The organism is Nocardia spumae (assembly GCF_020733635.1).
Taxonomy (GTDB): Bacteria; Actinomycetota; Actinomycetes; order Mycobacteriales; family Mycobacteriaceae; genus Nocardia; species Nocardia spumae.
The window spans coordinates 5975452-5991357 of record NZ_JAJFZL010000001.1 but is presented as its reverse complement, the minus strand read 5'-3'; the positions used below and the strand labels follow the sequence as shown (position 1 = coordinate 5991357).

The following is a 15906-nucleotide window of genomic DNA, read 5'->3' as shown; positions in this document are numbered from 1 at the left end:
CGCGAGACCGGACTGCTCGTCGTTTCGGGAGGACAGGTGCTCGACAAGGCCAAGGCGCGAGTTCGGCGTGAGGTCCAGACACGGCCGTGGCTGGACCACGTCATCCGCGCGGGCGGCAGCTATCAACGCCAGCGCGGAGACTACTTCGCCGCCGGCATCACCTATTTCACCGTGCTGTCGCTGTTTCCGCTGCTGATGGTGGCCTTCGCGGTCGCCGGTTTCGTTCTCGCGCGAGATCCGGAACTGCTGAACGAACTGCGCGACAAGATCGTGCAGAACATCCCCGGATCCTTCGGCACCCAGATCAACGACCTCATCGATCAGGCCATCAGATCCCGCGCCAGTGTGGGCGTCATCGGTTTGCTCGGCGCCGCCTACGGTGGGCTGGGCTGGATGGCGAACCTGCGCGCCGCGCTGACCGAGCAGTGGGAACAGCCTGCACAGCAAGGCAATTGGTTCCGGACCAAACTGTCGGATCTGCTCGCCCTGGGCGGGCTGGGCCTGGCGATGGTGGTGTCGCTGGGGTTGTCGGCGCTGTCGTCGAGCGGTCTGGCCCGGCAACTGCTGGAGAATGTCGGTCTCGATCAGGTTCCCGGGGTTCCGATCCTGCTGCGACTGGTATCGCTGGTGCTCGCGGTGGCCGCCTCCTGGGCGGTCTTCGTGTGGATCATCGCCCGGCTGCCCCGCCAGCCCGTGACGCTGCGCAGTGCGATCCGGGCGGGATTCATCGCCGCGGTGGCCTTCGAGCTCTGGAAGCAGGTGGCGTCGTTCTACCTGCAGAAGGTGCTCACCAGTCCCGCGGGTGTGGCCTTCGGCTCCATCATCGGCTTCATGGTGTTCGCCTACATCACCGCGCGCATCATCCTGTTCGCCACGGCCTGGGCGGCCACCGCCCGGGAGAACGAACTCGAGGCCGAGATCCCCGCACCCGCTCCGGCGGTGATCGAACCGCGAATGTACGCGGGGATGACCGCGACCACGGGCGCCGCGCTGTTCGGGGTGGGCGCGGTACTGGGCTCGCTCGTCACCACCCGCCGGAAACGGTGACCGCCACGGCGTGACCCGCGAAACTGGCCGGACCCGCGGTGCGCGGCAACCGTCGTGCCGCTCGGGCACATGTTCGGTGACAGAGGGAACCGGCTACGGATTCGCTGCGTCGGAAATACCAGACGCGAGAAGTCCGACTCGAGGGGAACCAGTGGATTCATCCGGTTACGACCAGTTGCGCGCACGGACCGACGCCCTGCAGATACAGGTCGACTCCATGCTCCAGAACTACGAGCACCAACTGCGCGATATCGCCGGCGCCCGTGACACTTTGGCGGCCCGCACCGCCGAGGGCTGGTCATCCGACAATCTGATCCACGTCATCAGCAATGCGGCCGGTATCCCGATCGAGGTCCGGGTGGACCCGGCCGCGTTCAAACGTTCGACCCCCGAGAAGCTGGGCGCCGCGATCACCGAGGCCGCCCAGGCGGCGGCTCGCGCGGCGAAATTCGAGGTGAGCGCGGCGATGGCGCCGATCCTCGCGGACGCCCGGCAACCGGGCGTGCGCAATCCGCTCGGCGCCGAATTGGATTTGCCGCGAGTTGTCGGCAGTATTCTGCCCCCGCCACCGGAACCGTTCGCCGAACCCGAACCCGCGCCGGAATCCGAGCACCCGCCCGCCGACGACGAGGACAACGGACCGCACTGGAAGGGGTGGTGACGGAGATGGCGAGCGCCGACGAATTTCGTATCGAGCTCGAGGAGTTCCGGCGGCACGCACCGCGTCTGGGCGAGCTCGGCCGGCAACTCGAGGAAGATCTGAAGAACCTCACCGTCGACCTGGGCGAGGTCACCGGCACATGGGGTGACGATGTGTTCGGTTCGGCCTTCGCGCAGAACTATCTGCCGAAAGCCGAACAGGCGCTGCGGGATATCGCCGCGGCCGCGGCGGTGTTCGCGCATCTGGACGAGGCATCCGGGAATGCCGCCGCGACGCTCGAGGCGGCCGACGAGGGTTTGGCAGGGGTCCTGAACGAAGTCGGGAAAGCCATCGAGAACAACGGCGTCAACGGGGGAAAGGCGTAGCCGGTGGGTATGGAGATACCGGAATATCTCGAGCCGGTCGCATCGATCGTCGCCTGCAAGTGGCCGGAATGCGACGAAACCGCGCTGTTGCGGATGGCCGATCATTGGGAACACATGGGCGACACCCTTTCCCGGATCCGTGCGGAAGGTGATGCGGTCACCACCGCGATTCTCGCCCGTATCGACGGCCGGACCAACGAGTCGATCCAGCGGTTCTGGGGTACCGCGGGCGAGGATCTGGACGGTCTGGTCACCTTCTGCAAGGCGATCGCCATCGCCTGCCGGGTGATGGCGGTGCTCATCCTCGCGGTGAAGCTGTACATCATCGCGATGCTGGTCGAGCTGGCGATCAATCTGGCGATCGCGGCGGCCACGGCGGTCGAGACGCTGGGCGCGAGCCTGGCCGAGGCCGCGGGTGCGGAGGTCGTGACCCGGGCGATGATCCAGCAGGCGCTGAAGCAGCTGCTGGAGCGCATCATCGAAGAGACCCTCATCGAGGCGTTCGAGGGTTTCATGAAGGGGGTCGGTAAGGAGCTGGCCTGGGAAGCGGGGGAGACGGCGCTCGGCCTGCGCGACGGAATCAGCCTCACCGATGTCGGGAAAGCGGGGCTGCACAACGCCGTATCGAGCGCCGCCACCGGCGCGTTGCACGGTGCGCTGGGCAAGGTGGGCGTCGACGAGCACAGCAAACGCCCCGACGCGCACCATCCGCACACCCACGACTCCGACACTCCGGGCGGCCCGAAGACCAAGGCGCGCGAGAAGTTCGAGGGCAAGGTCGACGAGTTCGGTGAGAAGGTCGCCGACGAGGTGGTCGAGGGGCCCGAGGACGACAAGAAGCGGTTCAAGTCCGATGCCACCGAGCTCGCGAAGAAGGTCTTCGGCGGCACCGACGAGGAATCGTCCGCGCCGACCGGGCAACTCCAGTACACGGCACCGAACACCCTGCCGGACAACCTCGAGTTCGATGCGCCGCAACTGGTGGTGACGGCGCGCCCCGCCGGTTCCGGATTCGGTCTCGACCTGGACGGGGATACCTTTCACCGTGACGGAGACGGAGGGCGCCTGCGAATCGACGACTGACTCTCCCCGCCGCACCGGCGGGCCACCGTGGCCCTATTGCCAGCGCTGCCGTATCGGAGCAGGCTGAAGGCACCGGTGGCGCCGCCGGGCGCTGCCCCGAGCAGAGAGGGGGTGGATCGTGTTCGCGCGGTCTACCACGATTCAGGCGCGACCCTCCGCTATCGACGCCGGAATTGCGCACATGCGGGACGAGGTCATGCCCGCGCTCGAAGAAATCCCCGGCTGTACCGGGCTGTCGCTGCTGGTCGATCGGCTCTACGGCCGCTGCATCGCCACCACCGGCTGGGAGTCCGAGTCCGCCATGCACGACAGCGCCGACCGAGTGCTGCCGATCCGTGATCGGGCGGCCACCATCTTCGGTGGCGCCGCTCAGGTCGGTGAATGGGAGATCGCGGTCCTGCATCGCGACCATCGTTCGATGCCCGGCGCCTGTGTTCGCGCGACCTGGATCAAGACCGAGCCGAGCCGCCTGGAGATGTCCAACGAGGTGTACCGCACCTACATCCTGCCCGGTATGGAACAGCTCGAAGGCTTCTGCAGTGCCAGCCTGCTGTTCAACCGCGCATCCGGCCGGGCCGTCTCGTGCAGCACCTTCGACAGCGCCGAGGCCATGGCGCGCACTCGCGAGCAGTCCGCGGCATTGCGCGTCGACGCCGCCAGGCAAGCGGGTGTCGAAGCCATCGACGTACGCGAGTTCGAACTGGCTTTGGCCCACTTGCGGGTGCCGGAACTGGTCTGACGTGAACCGCGGCGCATCGTCATCGGAACGGACAGTTGCGACGTGCGCCCGGGGCACCGTTCCGGTCACCGGCGCGTAATGCGTTGTCGCGGCACCCGATACCGCGCAGTGGTTCAAGAGCGGTCGTAGCGGCGAATCCGAGAATTGCGTCGAGATCACCTTCCTCGCGAACAAGCATGTGGGCGTGCGTGATTCGAAGGATCTCTCTGGCCCGCCCTGGTGCGCGCGCGATCCGGAGAGCCGCCGGCGGTTCAGCGCGCGCTGACGCGGGATGTGCGGACAGGCCGGGGCCGGTATGCCGGGCAGGCTTACCGCCGCGAGCGTCCGATACGTGACCAGCCCCACAAACCCAGCACGATCGCGACCGCGAATGCGGCGATGATGCCGACGGTGCGCAGGCTCTCGTGGCCGCGTGAGGGTGTGCTCACCGTGGTCTCGGCGGACGTGCTCTGCGCCGGCGGTGAGGCCAATGCCACATTGGTGTTGCTCGTCTCGTCCTGCGTGCTCGGCAGCGATCCGACACTCGCGCCCGCGGGCAGGGCGAAGGCGTAGTCCAGCAGGCGAGCGGCCTGTTCGGGGGGCCGGATGGGCAGTACGTCGGCCTTCAGCAGGGTGACCACGAGGCGGTGACCATTGCGTTCGGCGGCGGTGACGAAGGTTTGGCGGGCGTCGTCGGTGTAGCCGGTCTTCCCGCCCAGATCGCCGTCGTAGTCGTAGAGCAGGCGGTTGTCGTTGGCGATGGGGAAGCCCGGGTGATCCTTGTCGTCGGGGATCCTGGGGTCGGCGGGGAAGCCGGGAAAGTCGTACTGCTCGGTGTGGATGATCGTGGCGAAGGTGGGGTTCTGCATGTCGTGGCGGAAGATCGTCGCCAGATCGAAGGCCGATGTGCTCATGCCGGGCCCGTCCAGGCCCGAGGGGGTCGCCGCGCGCGTATCCAGGGCATGCAGCTGCTTCGCCATCGTGTTCATCTTGGCCACGGTGGCCTCGTCGCCGCCGAGCTGGGTGGCGATGGCGTGCGCCGCGTCGTTGCCCGAGCACATCAGCAGCGCGTGGAACAGCTGGTCGTTGGTGTAGTGCCCGCCGGGACCGATGCCGACGCGGGTGCCGTCGGCGTTGGCATCGTCCTGGGTGCCGACCACCACCTGGTTCGGGTCCAGCGCCGGGAGTGCGACCGCGGCCAGCAGCGTCTTGATGGTGGAGGCGGGCCGGTAGCGGCCGTGCGGGTCCTTCGCGGCCAGCACCTGTCCGGTGTCCAGGTCGGCGACCAGCCAGGCGGTCGCGGAGATATCGGCGGGAACCGCGGGGGCGCCCTGCGGCAGCACGACGCCGCAGTTACCGAGTTTGTCGCCGCCGATCGGCTTCGAGGGTATCGGCAGCGCGTCCGGAGCCGTCGCACCGGGGGCGGGGACCTCGGAGGCGTCGATCGGCGGCGGCGGGGCGGTCTTGTTCGGGCAGGAATCGGTGTTCGGCGTCGTGAACGGGACCGAGGTGGGCGCGGGAGCCGCCGTGGCGGCACCGAGTCCGGTGACCGTGGTCGCACCCAGCAGCCCGGCCGCCAGGACGGCGGCCGCGAGTGAGCGGGTTCGGCGGAGGTGGGTGCGGGACGTGCGGGTGTTCATCGCCATGCAGCTTATGCGGAGTTCAGCGGTTGTGCCGTCGCCGCCTGCCGCGGCTGGGTATTGACATCGACCATTAAATGAGAGTTACTATCAAAAACTAGTGACAATCAACTGAACGGACATGTCATGAACTTGCGGGGATCGGGATCGCGAATGACGTCTGAATCGACTGCCGCGCCACCCGCGAAAGACGGGGCGGCGAACGGCACGACACGCTGGCTCGCCCTGGGGGCGCTCGCGCTGGCGATGCTCACGATCGGCCTGGACACCACGGTGCTGGTGGTCGCCCTGCCGACGATGGCCATCGACCTGCATGCGAATACCGCGGCGCTGCAATGGTTCACCACCGCCTACACGCTGGCGCTGGCCGCGCTGATGCTGCCCGCGGGCGCGCTGGGAGACCGGTACGGCCGCAAGAAGTTCCTGCTGGGCGCGCTCGTGGTCTTCGGCGGAGCCTCGCTGTGGTGCGCGCTGGCGACCTCGTCGGGAATGCTGATCTCGGCGCGCGCCGTTCTCGGTATCGCGGCGGCCGCGATGATGCCGCTGTCGATGGCGGTCCTGCCCAGCTTGTTCCCCGATCAGGCCGAACGGCAACGCGCGCTGACGATCTGGGTCAGCTCCACCGCGCTGGGGTTGCCGCTGGGACCGATCGTGGGCGGCTGGCTGCTCCAGCACTTCTGGTGGGGCTCGGTATTCCTCATCAATGTTCCCCTGGTGATCGTCGGACTGATCGCGGTCGCGGTCCTGGTGCCGGAGACCCGGGGGGAGCGGACGTTCACGATCGATCTGCCGGGAGTGGTGCTGTCGGCCACCGGGATGCTGGGATTCACCTACGGCTTCATCCGGTTCGGTGAACAGGGCTGGGGTGACGGTCCGGCCTGGGCGGCGGTGATCGCCGGTATCGCGCTCCTGGGTTCGTTCGTCTGGTGGCAGCGGCGGGCCGAACATCCGCTGGTCGACGTGGGGCTGTTCGCCAACCGCGGATTCAGTTGGGGCACCGCCTATTCCGTCTTCGTGAACTTCGCGATGTTCGGGATGTTCTTCACCGTTCCGCAGTACTTCCAGGCGGTACTGGGCGTCGACACGCTCGGCAGCGGTCTGCGGTTGCTGCCACTGATCGGCGGCCTCGTCGTCGGGACCCGCGCGGTCGACAAGTTGCTGCCCGCACTGGGGGCGCGCGTCGTGCTGACCGTCGGCTTCCTGATCCTCGGCGCCGGCCTGGCGATGGGCGCGATGACCGAGGTGAGCAGCGGATACGGTTACACCGCGGCCTGGACCACCGTCCTCGGCTTCGGGATGGGACTGGTGATGCCCGCCGGTATGGGGATGGCGATGGGTGAGCTGAGCGCCGAGCGAGCCGGTTCCGGTTCGGCGCTGATCCAGGCGCTGCGGCAGGCCGGCGGCACGATCGGCGTAGCGATCCTCGGCACCGTGCTGGCCACGCGGTATCGCGCCGATCTGGGCTCCTACAACCACGAGCCGATCTCCGACGGTGTGAACGCCGGGGTCGCCGTCGCGCGGTCGACCGGTAACCCGGCCCTGCTCGAACAGGTGCAGTCGGCCTTCGTATCCGGGATGGGCGCGATGCTGTGGCTGTGTGCCGGGGTGTGCGCGCTGGCCGCGGTACTGGCCGCGATCTGCACACGAGGCGGGGAGGCGGCCTCGCGACCGCGCGTCGATGCGGGACAATCGGTGCATGTCGGCTGAGTCGAAGGTACCCGCACGGGCCCATTCCGGAGCGACCGCGTCGCCCCGGATGGGTCTGCGCGAGCGCAAGAAACAGCGCACCCGCCGCACGATCCGCACCGAGGCGTTGGCCCTGTTCCAGCGGCAGGGATACGCGGCGACCACGGTCGAGCAGATCGCCGAGGCCGCCGATATCTCGCCCAGCACCTTCTTCCGCTACTTTCCGTCCAAAGAACAGCTGGTGCTGGCCGACGATCTCGATCCCATCATGATCCGGGCCATCGAATCGCAGCCGCCGGAGCTGACGCCGCTGGCGGCATTCCGGCAGGCCATGCGGGATACCTTCCGTGAGCTGGACCCGCAGGATTGGCAGTTCGAACAGGATCGGATGCGGTTGATCTACAACGAGCCCGAACTGCGCAGCGTGATCATGCGGGAGACCGAACGCAATGTCGACCTGATCGCCGGACTGCTCGCGCGCCGGATCGGGCGCGCGCAGGACGATTTCGAGGTCCGCACCTTCTGCGGTGCGATGATCGGGGCGATGATGACCGCCTTCGGGCGCGAGGGACTCGACCTGGACAAGGTGGATCGGATCATCGCGTTCCTGGAGGCGGGAATGCCGCTTCGCCCGGCCGCCGAGACGGACTGATCCGATCAGTGGGAGGCCGACAGCCCGGCCACCACGTCGTCGGTCATCGTCGCGAAGAAGCCGCCGACTACATCCTCGATCTCCGAAATCGATTCCGCGCAATACAGAATCGGCTGATAGTGGGTGATGTCGTAGTTCGCGGTGCCCATCTCGTGGATGTTCAACGGGCGTAACCGAGCCTGCCGGAACTCCTCGATCTCACCGAAGGACGAGAGCAGACCCGCACCGTAACAACGCACTTCGCCCCGCTCCCGGACCACACCGAATTCCATCGAGAACCAGAACACGTCGGCGAGGAATTTCAGGGCCATCTCGGTTTCGAGCCGCGCCACCGCCGCGCCGACCTCGGCGTAGATGGCGGCGAAGCGCGGCGACGCCAATTGATTGGCATGGCCGATGATTTCGTGGATCGAATCCGGTTCCGGGGTGTAGAGCGGCGCGGAATGGTGGCGGATGTACTGGGTGGAGTGGAAGGTCCGATCGGCGAAGGAGCCGAAGAACTCCCGCAGCGGCACCAGCCCGGCCGCCGGGACGTAGCGAAAACCGCTGAGCGGCACCAGTTTCGCGGTGACCTCGTCCAGTTGGGGAATGTGATCGGCGGGCAGGTCCAGGCGCTGCTGACCGGCGAGCACCTCGGCCGATGCGTACGCGCGGTGTTTGCGGGTCAGTTCGGCGGAGACGATTCGCCACACCTGCTGCTCGGACTCGGTGTACTCGACCCGCGGCAACGGTTCACCCGCCCGATAGTCCAGTGCCAGCGCCGCGATGGCATTCCGCCGTGCCCGATACTGCGCGTCGTGCACCCCGGGGTGCTCGTCACTCAGATGCACCGTGACATCGCCGTCACTGCCCGTGGTCACCGGCGAGTACAACTGACCTTCGCTGAACATGCCTCAAGGCAAGCACCACTTTCCCGACCCGACAACAAACACCCGGCAAACTGAGCAAATTGCCTAGTTGGGTATACGAAAGCCGCCCGCATCGAACGATGCGGACGGCTTTCGCATACGACCCGGAGGTGTTTCCTGTCGGCCGGAATCAGCGAGCGAACAGCAGTGCGCGCTTGACTTCCTGGATGGCCTTGGTGACCTCGATGCCGCGAGGGCACGCGTCGGTGCAGTTGAAGGTGGTGCGGCAGCGCCACACGCCCTCGACGTCGTTGAGGATGTCGAGGCGTTCGCGGGCGCCCTCGTCACGGCTGTCGAAGATGAAGCGGTGCGCGTTCACGATCGCGGCCGGGCCGAAATAGCTGCCGTCGTTCCAGTACACCGGGCACGAGGTGGTGCAGCAGGCACACAGGATGCACTTGGTGGTGTCATCGAAGCGGTGCCGGTCGGTCTGGGACTGGATGCGTTCGCGGGTGGGCTCGTTGCCGTGGGTGATCAGGTACGGCTTCACCGCGCGGAACGCGTCGAAGAACGGCTCCATGTTCACCACGAGGTCCTTCTCCACGGGCAGGCCGCGGATCGGCTCGACGGTGACGGTGAGCTCCTTGCCGTTCTTGGGCAGCATGTCGCGCATCAGCACCTTGCACGCCAACCGGTTGACGCCGTTGACCCGCATGGCGTCGGAACCACAGACGCCGTGCGCGCAGGAGCGCCGGAAGGTGAGTGTGCCGTCCAGGTAGGACTTGATGTACATGAGCACATTGAGGAAACGGTCGGTGGGCAGCACCGGAACCTGGAAGGAATCCCAGTGCGCGCCCTTGTCGTCCTCGGGGTTGAACCTGGCGATCTTGACGGTCACCATGGTCGACCCGTCCGGCACCGGGGCCGGCTTCTGCCCGGCGGGGGCTTCGGCTACAGCAGTCATCAGTACTTACGCTCCATCGGCTCGTAACGGGTCTGCACGACCGGCTTGAAGTCGAGCTGGATGTCGGCGATCAGCTCCGCCGGCTTACCTGCTTCGACCTGCTTGTACGCCATGGTGTGGCGCATGAAGTTGACGTCGTCGCGGTCGGGGTAGTCCTCGCGGGCGTGGCCGCCGCGCGATTCCTTGCGGTTGAGCGCGCCCACGACGGTGACCTCGGCCAGCTCCAGCAGGAAGCCGAGCTCGACGGCCTCGAGCAGATCGCTGTTGTAGCGCTTGCCCTTGTCCTGCACGGTGATGTGCTGGTAGCGCTCCTTGAGCGCGTGGATGTCGGTCAGCGCCGTCTTGAGGGTCTCCTCGGTGCGGAACACCGCGGCGTTGGCGTCCATGGTGACCTGCAGGTCGGTCCGGATGTCGGCGACCCGCTCGTTGCCGTGGTCGCTCAGCAGCAGCGCCAGCCAGTCCTGCACCATCTGCGCCGGGTTCTCCGGCAGCTCGACGAATTCGGTGCGATCGGCGTACTCGGCGGCGGCGATACCGGACCGGCGGCCGAAGACGTTGATGTCGAGCAGCGAGTTGGTGCCCAGGCGGTTCGAGCCGTGCACCGACACGCAGGCGCACTCACCGGCGGCGTACAGGCCGGGGACCACGTCGGTGTTGTTGCGCAGCACCTCGCCGCGGATCCGGGTCGGGATACCACCCATCACGTAGTGACAGGTCGGCATGACCGGCACCGGCTCCTTCACCGGGTCCACACCCAGGTAGGTGCGGGAGAACTCGGTGATGTCGGGCAGCTTCTCCTCGAGCACGTCCTCGCCGAGGTGGGTCACGTCGATGAAGACGTAGTCCTTGTTCGGGCCGCCACCGCGCCCCTCGAGGACCTCCTTGACCATGGATCGTGCCACGATGTCGCGGGGCGCGAGGTCCTTGATGGTGGGGGCGTAGCGTTCCATGAAGCGCTCACCGGAGGCGTTGCGCAGGATGCCGCCCTCACCGCGGACGGCCTCGGAGATGAGAATGCCCAGACCGGCCAAACCTGTCGGATGGAACTGGTGGAATTCCATGTCCTCCAGCGGCAGTCCCTTGCGGAACACGATCGCCATACCGTCGCCGGTCAGCGTGTGCGCGTTGGAGGTGGTCTTGTACATGCGGCCGGAACCGCCGGTGGCGAAGATGATCGACTTCGCGTGGAAGACGTGGATCTCACCGGTGGCCAGCTCGTAGGCGACCACACCGGTGGCCACCGAACCGCGCTCGGTCTCGCTCATCACCAGGTCGAGCACGTAGAACTCGTTGTAGAACTCGACGTCGTGCTTGACGCAGTTCTGGTAGAGCGTCTGCAGGATCATGTGGCCGGTGCGGTCGGCGGCGTAGCACGCGCGGCGCACGGGAGCCTTACCGTGATCACGGGTGTGACCACCGAAGCGGCGCTGGTCGATCTTGCCTTCGGGCGTCCGGTTGAACGGCAGGCCCATCTTCTCCAGGTCGAGCACCGCGTCGATGGCCTCCTTGGCCATGATCTCCGCGGCGTCCTGGTCGACCAGGTAGTCACCACCCTTGACGGTGTCGAAGGTGTGCCACTCCCAGTTGTCTTCCTCGACGTTGGCCAGTGCGGCGCACATACCGCCCTGGGCGGCGCCGGTGTGGCTACGGGTCGGGTACAGCTTGGTCAGCACAGCGGTGCGGACCCGGGGGCCGGCCTCGATCGCGGCCCGCATCCCCGCGCCACCGGCACCGACGATCACGACGTCGTAGCGGTGTTCCTGAATCCGGGATTCACTCATCGCGAGGGCCTGTTCCTAACTGATGTTGGGGTCGAAGGTGAAGATGACGTAGGTGCCCACGCCCATGATCAGGATCATCGCGATGACCAGCAGGGACTTCAGCCAGAACCGGGTGGAGTCCTTGCGGGAGTAGTCGTCGATGATGGTGCGCAGGCCGTTACCGCCGTGCAACTGGGCCAGCCACAGCATGGTCAGGTCCCAGATCTGCCAGAACGGGCTCGCCCAGCGTCCGGCGACGAAGCCGAAGTTCAGGCGCTTCACGCCGCCGTCGAGCATCAGCATGATCGTCATGTGGCCCAGCACGAGCACGACCAGGAGCAGGCCGGAGAACCGCATGAACAGCCACGCGTACTTCTCGAAGTTGTTGCCGGAGGCGCGGCGCGGCGAACGCGGAGCATCGAGGCTGGCGGGACGGTCGTAGGACTTGCCGAGAACGGGTGCAGTCATGGTGTCAGAGCTCCGTCGTGATCATGTAGAAGAGCTGGCGGCCGACACCGGCGGCCGATACCAGGACCCAGATGGTGAGCACGATCCACAGCATCAGGCGCTGGTACTGGGGTCCCTTGGACCAGAAGTCGACCAGGATGACTCGGATGCCGTTGAGTGCGTGGAACAGCACGGCGACGACCAGGCCCATCTCCATGAGGGCCACGATCGGATTCTTGTAGGTCTCGATGGCCCGGTCGTAGGTGTCCGGGCTGACTCGCACCAGCGCGGTGTCGAGTACGTGGACGAACAGGAAGAAGAAGATCGTGACACCGGTGATCCGGTGCATCGCCCAGGACCACATACCCGGGTCGCCGCGGTACAGGGTCTTCCGCTTCGGCTGAGCCGGAGCTTCCAGTGTGGTCGTCATAGAGTGCGGTGCCTCCAACGTCGTTGATGGACACGCCGGCGAGCCGGCAGTCGGATCCGGTCGCGGATTCGGCATACGCCGCTGAGCCACTGAATCTGGAGAAACACCAGCTCAAATCGTGCGCTGACATCCGGAGGCGGTGGCGGACGGTGCGCTGCCGAACCTGGACCGATCTGTGGAGAACTCTAATCCCCGGCGATTCGCGGAACTAATTCGGCGTGCTGCGCGTTGCGCCACTTCCGGTCGAGTTAGGTTTGCCTTGCCTGAATCTTCGAGGGTCCCGTAACGTCATTTCCACGCTGTCGCATCAGCCATTCGAGCGGAGGTCCGATATGCCGGATATCGATTGGAATTCCCTGCGTCACAATGCATTTCAAGTCATGCGAAATGCGTATGCACCCTACTCGGACTTTCCGGTCGGCGCCGCTGCTCTCACTGCTGACGGCCGAATTGTGAGCGGCTGCAATGTGGAAAATGTCTCATACGGACTAGGCCTGTGTGCGGAAACGGTACTCGTCGGTAACTTTTGTTCCTCGGGTGGCGGGCGGTTGCTGGCGATTGCCGTCTGCGATTCGCGCGGCGAAATTCTGCTGCCGTGCGGACGCTGCCGGCAGGTGCTCTACGAGCACGGCGGCCCGGACATGCTCGTCGATCATCGCCGTGGCCCGACTACGCTGCTGAGTTTGCTGCCCGATGCCTTCGGCCCGGATGATCTGGCCGCGGGGCGAATCTGATGTGAATTTCGGCACGCGGAGGTCGAATTCGGTGGTCAGTGCGCCCGGTCCGGACCCGGCCCGGCGCGATGACCGTAGGTGATAGCGCTACGGTATCGCCGGGCGTCGACCGAACCGTGAGATCCGGCGTACGGCCCAGGCCCAGCGGCGATCTGGGAAACTGTCGGATATGACCCAGGCGCATTCGGCGGTGTCGGTGATCGCGACGAAACGCGACGGTGCGGCGCTCGACGACGAACAGATCGACTGGGTGGTCGACGCATTCACCCGCGGGGTCGTGGCCGACGAGCAGATGTCGGCGCTGGCGATGGCGATCCTGCTGCGCGGTATGAATCGGCGGGAGCTCGCGCGGTGGACGGCCGCGATGATCGCCTCCGGACAGCGGATGGATTTCACCGATCTGCCGCGGCCCACGGTCGACAAACATTCCACCGGCGGAGTGGGCGACAAGATCACCCTGCCGCTGGCCCCGCTGGTGGCCGCCTGCGGTGCGGCCGTCCCGCAACTGTCCGGGCGGGGGTTGGGGCACACCGGCGGGACACTGGACAAACTGGAATCCATTCCGGGCTGGCAGGCCGACATCTCGGCCACCCGGATGCGCGCCGCGCTCGCCGATCCGGCCATCGGGGCCGTGATCTGCGCGGCCGGCGCCGATCTCGCACCCGCCGACAAACGCCTGTACGCGCTGCGCGATGTCACCGGCACCGTGGAATCGGTTCCCCTGATCGCCAGCTCCATCATGAGCAAGAAGATCGCCGAGGGCACCGGCGCCCTGGTCCTCGATGTGAAAGTCGGCAGCGGCGCCTTCATGAAGGATCTCGGCGACGCCGCCGAATTGGCCGCGGCCATGGTCGAACTGGGCACCGACGCCGGAGTCCACACGGTGGCGTTGTTGACCGCGATGGACACACCACTCGGACGCACCGCCGGCAATGCGCTGGAGGTGGCCGAATCAATCGAGGTGCTGGCCGGCGGTGGACCGTCCGATGTCGTCGAACTCACCGTCGCGCTGGCGCGGGAGATGGTGGCGCAGGCGGGAATTCGCGATATCGATCCGGCCCAGGTGCTGGCGGGCGGCCGGGCGATGGATCACTGGCGCGCGATGATCGCGGCACAGGGCGGCGATCCCGCGGCGCCGCTGCCACGCGCCCGGCACACCGAAACCGTGGTCGCGGCGGAATCCGGTGTACTCACCCGGCTGGACGCGCTCGCGGTCGGTCTCGCGGCGTGGCGTCTCGGCGCCGGGCGCGCCCGCCAGGGTGATCCGGTTCAGTACGGCGCCGGTGTGGAGATGCATCGCAAACCGGGGGAATCCGTGGAACGGGGGCAGCCGCTGTTCACGGTGCACACCGATACCGACTCGGCGATCCCCGCGGCGGTGGAGGCGTTGCGCACCGGATACGAGATCGGAACCGTTGCGCCGCCCGCGGGTCCGCTGATCATCGATCGCATCGGCGGCTGACCACTTTCCGCCCTCGCCCCTGGCCGAACCCCGCGCCGTGCTCACCCGCCAGGGGCGGGCCGGGGTGGTTCCCAAGCCCAGGAATCGGTGCGGCCGGGGCTTGGGATGATGGGGTCGTGGTTGAGCGGCTGGACACCGAGCGTTCGAGTTCTGCGGAGGCCGACGTGGCGGGCCGGCGGATCGGTGCGCTCGATTGGGTCCGGGTCGGGTTGCTGGTAGTGGGGCTGTTATGTGTGGCGACGGGACTGTTACCACGGGCGGAGGCGGCGGCGAACATGCGGCGGGTCGGACCGCTGCTGCTGTTCCTCGGGAGCGTGATCGTCCTCGCCGAGCTGGCGCGGCGGGCGAAGGTATTCGATGTGATCGCGCATCGGCTGGCGATCATCGGACGTGGACACTACCCGGTGCTGTTCGTCCTGTGTGTGGCCTTCGCGTCGGTGACCACCATGCTGCTCAACCTCGACACCACCGCTGTGCTGCTCACGCCGGTGTTGCTGGCCCTGGCCGTGCCGGCGCGCATTCCGGCCCTGCCCCTGGCCATGACCACGCTGTGGCTGGCCAACACCGCGAGCCTGCTGCTGCCGGTCTCGAACCTCACCAATCTGCTGGCCGCCGAACGGGTCGGACTGGCCGGGCCCGAGTTCGCGGCGGCGATGTGGCTGCCCCAGCTGGTCTCCATCGCGGTGACGATGCTGTGGCTGTGGGTGTGGTTCTGGCGGCGCGGGCGCCGGGGTGTGGACCGCTACCTGCCGCCGGAGCCGGTCCGGATCGCCGATCGGCGCGAGCGCGCGCTGCTCTGGCTCACCGGCGCGGCCTGCCTGCTGTTCATCGCCGCGATCCCGATCGTCGGTGATCTGATCGGGTTCGCCGCCCTTGCCGCCGCGCTGCTCGCGATCGCCGCGTTCGCGGTTGTCGACCGGTCTGCGCTACGGCTGTCGTTGATTCCGTGGCGGCTGTTGATATTCGTGGTCGGCCTGTTCCTGGTCGTCCCGACGCTCGGGCGGCTGGGACTGTCGCCGCTGATGCACTCACTGATCGGCGCCGATTCCGGTGCGGCCGGGGCGTTTCGGGCCGCCGCGGCCGGAGCGGGGCTGTCGAATGTGGCCAATAATCTCCCGGCCTACACCGCCGGCGAGGCGGTGATTCCGGAGGGGAATCACCTGCAGCTGCTCGCCCTGCTGATCGGCACCAACCTGGGATCGGTCGTGACGCCCTGGGCATCGCTGGCGACGCTGTTGTGCCTGGAGTTCTGCCGCGGCCACGGCGTACGGGTCCCGATCGGCCGCTTCGTCGCCGCCGGTTGCGTGCTCGCCGCCACCGCGACCGCCGGCGCCGTCGCGGCTCTGCTCATCACGGCGTGACGGCCCGCGCCCCCCAGCACTGGGGTTGACACCCAACTAACGAGCCGC

General features: G+C 67.1%; 16 protein-coding genes and 1 pseudogene. 11 read left to right on the top strand and 6 right to left on the bottom strand.

Annotated elements, in window-relative coordinates:
• Positions 1 to 36 precede the first annotated feature (36 nt).
• The 6 genes and pseudogenes from yhjD to LKD76_RS26695 all read left to right on the top strand — a co-directional run.
• Positions 37 to 1047, top strand: coding sequence for an inner membrane protein YhjD (gene yhjD / locus LKD76_RS26720; RefSeq protein WP_227984168.1), 1011 nt, complete (start codon positions 37 to 39; stop codon positions 1045 to 1047).
• Between the two features lie 151 nt (positions 1048 to 1198).
• Positions 1199 to 1708 carry a YbaB/EbfC family nucleoid-associated protein gene (locus LKD76_RS26715; RefSeq protein WP_227984167.1) on the top strand — a complete coding sequence of 170 codons (510 nt, stop codon included), beginning with the start codon at positions 1199 to 1201 and terminating at the stop codon, positions 1706 to 1708.
• Positions 1705 to 2073 (top strand): hypothetical protein, encoded by a 369-nt coding sequence (locus tag LKD76_RS26710; protein WP_227984166.1) that lies wholly within the window; start codon positions 1705 to 1707, stop codon positions 2071 to 2073. Before LKD76_RS26715 ends, LKD76_RS26710 begins: the two co-directional genes overlap by 4 nt.
• Before the next feature lie 9 nt (positions 2074 to 2082).
• On the top strand, positions 2083 to 3156 hold the full coding sequence (locus tag LKD76_RS26705) for a WXG100-like domain-containing protein (RefSeq protein ID WP_443678169.1): 1074 nt from the start codon (positions 2083 to 2085) through the stop codon (positions 3154 to 3156).
• Between the two features lie 118 nt (positions 3157 to 3274).
• Positions 3275 to 3895, top strand: a complete 621-nt coding sequence (locus LKD76_RS26700; RefSeq protein WP_227984164.1) for a hypothetical protein — start codon at positions 3275 to 3277, stop codon at positions 3893 to 3895.
• Positions 3896 to 4010: 115 nt separating this feature from the next.
• Positions 4011 to 4160 (top strand): annotated as a pseudogene (locus LKD76_RS26695) (DUF397 domain-containing protein); the annotation flags it as partial.
• 43 nt (positions 4161 to 4203) lie between these two features.
• Here LKD76_RS26695 and LKD76_RS26690 read toward each other — a convergent pair.
• Positions 4204 to 5520 (bottom strand): D-alanyl-D-alanine carboxypeptidase family protein, encoded by a 1317-nt coding sequence (locus tag LKD76_RS26690; protein ID WP_372465934.1) that lies wholly within the window; start codon positions 5518 to 5520, stop codon positions 4204 to 4206.
• A gap of 147 nt (positions 5521 to 5667) precedes the next feature.
• On the opposite strand from LKD76_RS26690, the gene LKD76_RS26685 reads away from it, so the two are divergent.
• Together LKD76_RS26685 and LKD76_RS26680 are read left to right on the top strand one after the other, a co-directional pair.
• Positions 5668 to 7221, top strand: a complete 1554-nt coding sequence (locus tag LKD76_RS26685) for an MFS transporter (protein WP_227984162.1) — start codon at positions 5668 to 5670, stop codon at positions 7219 to 7221.
• 49 nt (positions 7222 to 7270) lie between these two features.
• Positions 7271 to 7852 carry an acyl-CoA-like ligand-binding transcription factor gene (locus LKD76_RS26680; protein ID WP_443678168.1) on the top strand — a complete coding sequence of 194 codons (582 nt, stop codon included), beginning with the start codon at positions 7271 to 7273 and terminating at the stop codon, positions 7850 to 7852.
• 5 nt (positions 7853 to 7857) lie between these two features.
• Here the strand turns inward: LKD76_RS26680 and LKD76_RS26675 are convergent, their stop codons facing one another.
• From LKD76_RS26675 to sdhC, 5 genes are all read right to left on the bottom strand, one after another.
• Positions 7858 to 8742 carry a phenylalanine 4-monooxygenase gene (locus LKD76_RS26675; RefSeq protein WP_227984160.1) on the bottom strand — a complete coding sequence of 295 codons (885 nt, stop codon included), beginning with the start codon at positions 8740 to 8742 and terminating at the stop codon, positions 7858 to 7860.
• Between the two features lie 148 nt (positions 8743 to 8890).
• The gene (locus LKD76_RS26670; RefSeq protein WP_227984159.1) at positions 8891 to 9664 is read right to left on the bottom strand and encodes a succinate dehydrogenase iron-sulfur subunit; all 774 of its coding nucleotides are present in this window, start codon (positions 9662 to 9664) and stop codon (positions 8891 to 8893) included.
• Positions 9664 to 11430: a succinate dehydrogenase flavoprotein subunit gene (gene sdhA / locus LKD76_RS26665; protein ID WP_227985415.1), complete on the bottom strand. Its 1767-nt coding sequence runs from the start codon at positions 11428 to 11430 to the stop codon at positions 9664 to 9666. Before sdhA ends, LKD76_RS26670 begins: the two co-directional genes overlap by 1 nt.
• A 30-nt stretch (positions 11431 to 11460) precedes the next feature.
• Positions 11461 to 11892, bottom strand: coding sequence for a succinate dehydrogenase hydrophobic membrane anchor subunit (locus tag LKD76_RS26660; protein ID WP_227984158.1), 432 nt, complete (start codon positions 11890 to 11892; stop codon positions 11461 to 11463).
• A gap of 4 nt (positions 11893 to 11896) precedes the next feature.
• On the bottom strand, positions 11897 to 12301 hold the full coding sequence (gene sdhC / locus LKD76_RS26655; protein ID WP_227984157.1) for a succinate dehydrogenase, cytochrome b556 subunit: 405 nt from the start codon (positions 12299 to 12301) through the stop codon (positions 11897 to 11899).
• A gap of 332 nt (positions 12302 to 12633) precedes the next feature.
• Here sdhC and LKD76_RS26650 point away from each other — a divergent pair, with 332 nt between their 5' ends.
• The 3 genes from LKD76_RS26650 to LKD76_RS26640 all read left to right on the top strand — a co-directional run bounded on the left by LKD76_RS26650 (position 12634) and on the right by LKD76_RS26640 (position 15858).
• On the top strand, positions 12634 to 13035 hold the full coding sequence (locus LKD76_RS26650) for a cytidine deaminase (RefSeq protein ID WP_227984156.1): 402 nt from the start codon (positions 12634 to 12636) through the stop codon (positions 13033 to 13035).
• A 169-nt stretch (positions 13036 to 13204) separates the two neighbouring features.
• The gene (locus tag LKD76_RS26645) at positions 13205 to 14497 is read left to right on the top strand and encodes a thymidine phosphorylase (protein WP_227984155.1); all 1293 of its coding nucleotides are present in this window, start codon (positions 13205 to 13207) and stop codon (positions 14495 to 14497) included.
• A gap of 116 nt (positions 14498 to 14613) precedes the next feature.
• Positions 14614 to 15858, top strand: coding sequence for an ArsB/NhaD family transporter (locus LKD76_RS26640; RefSeq protein WP_227984154.1), 1245 nt, complete (start codon positions 14614 to 14616; stop codon positions 15856 to 15858).
• The last annotated feature ends 48 nt before the right edge of the window (positions 15859 to 15906 follow it).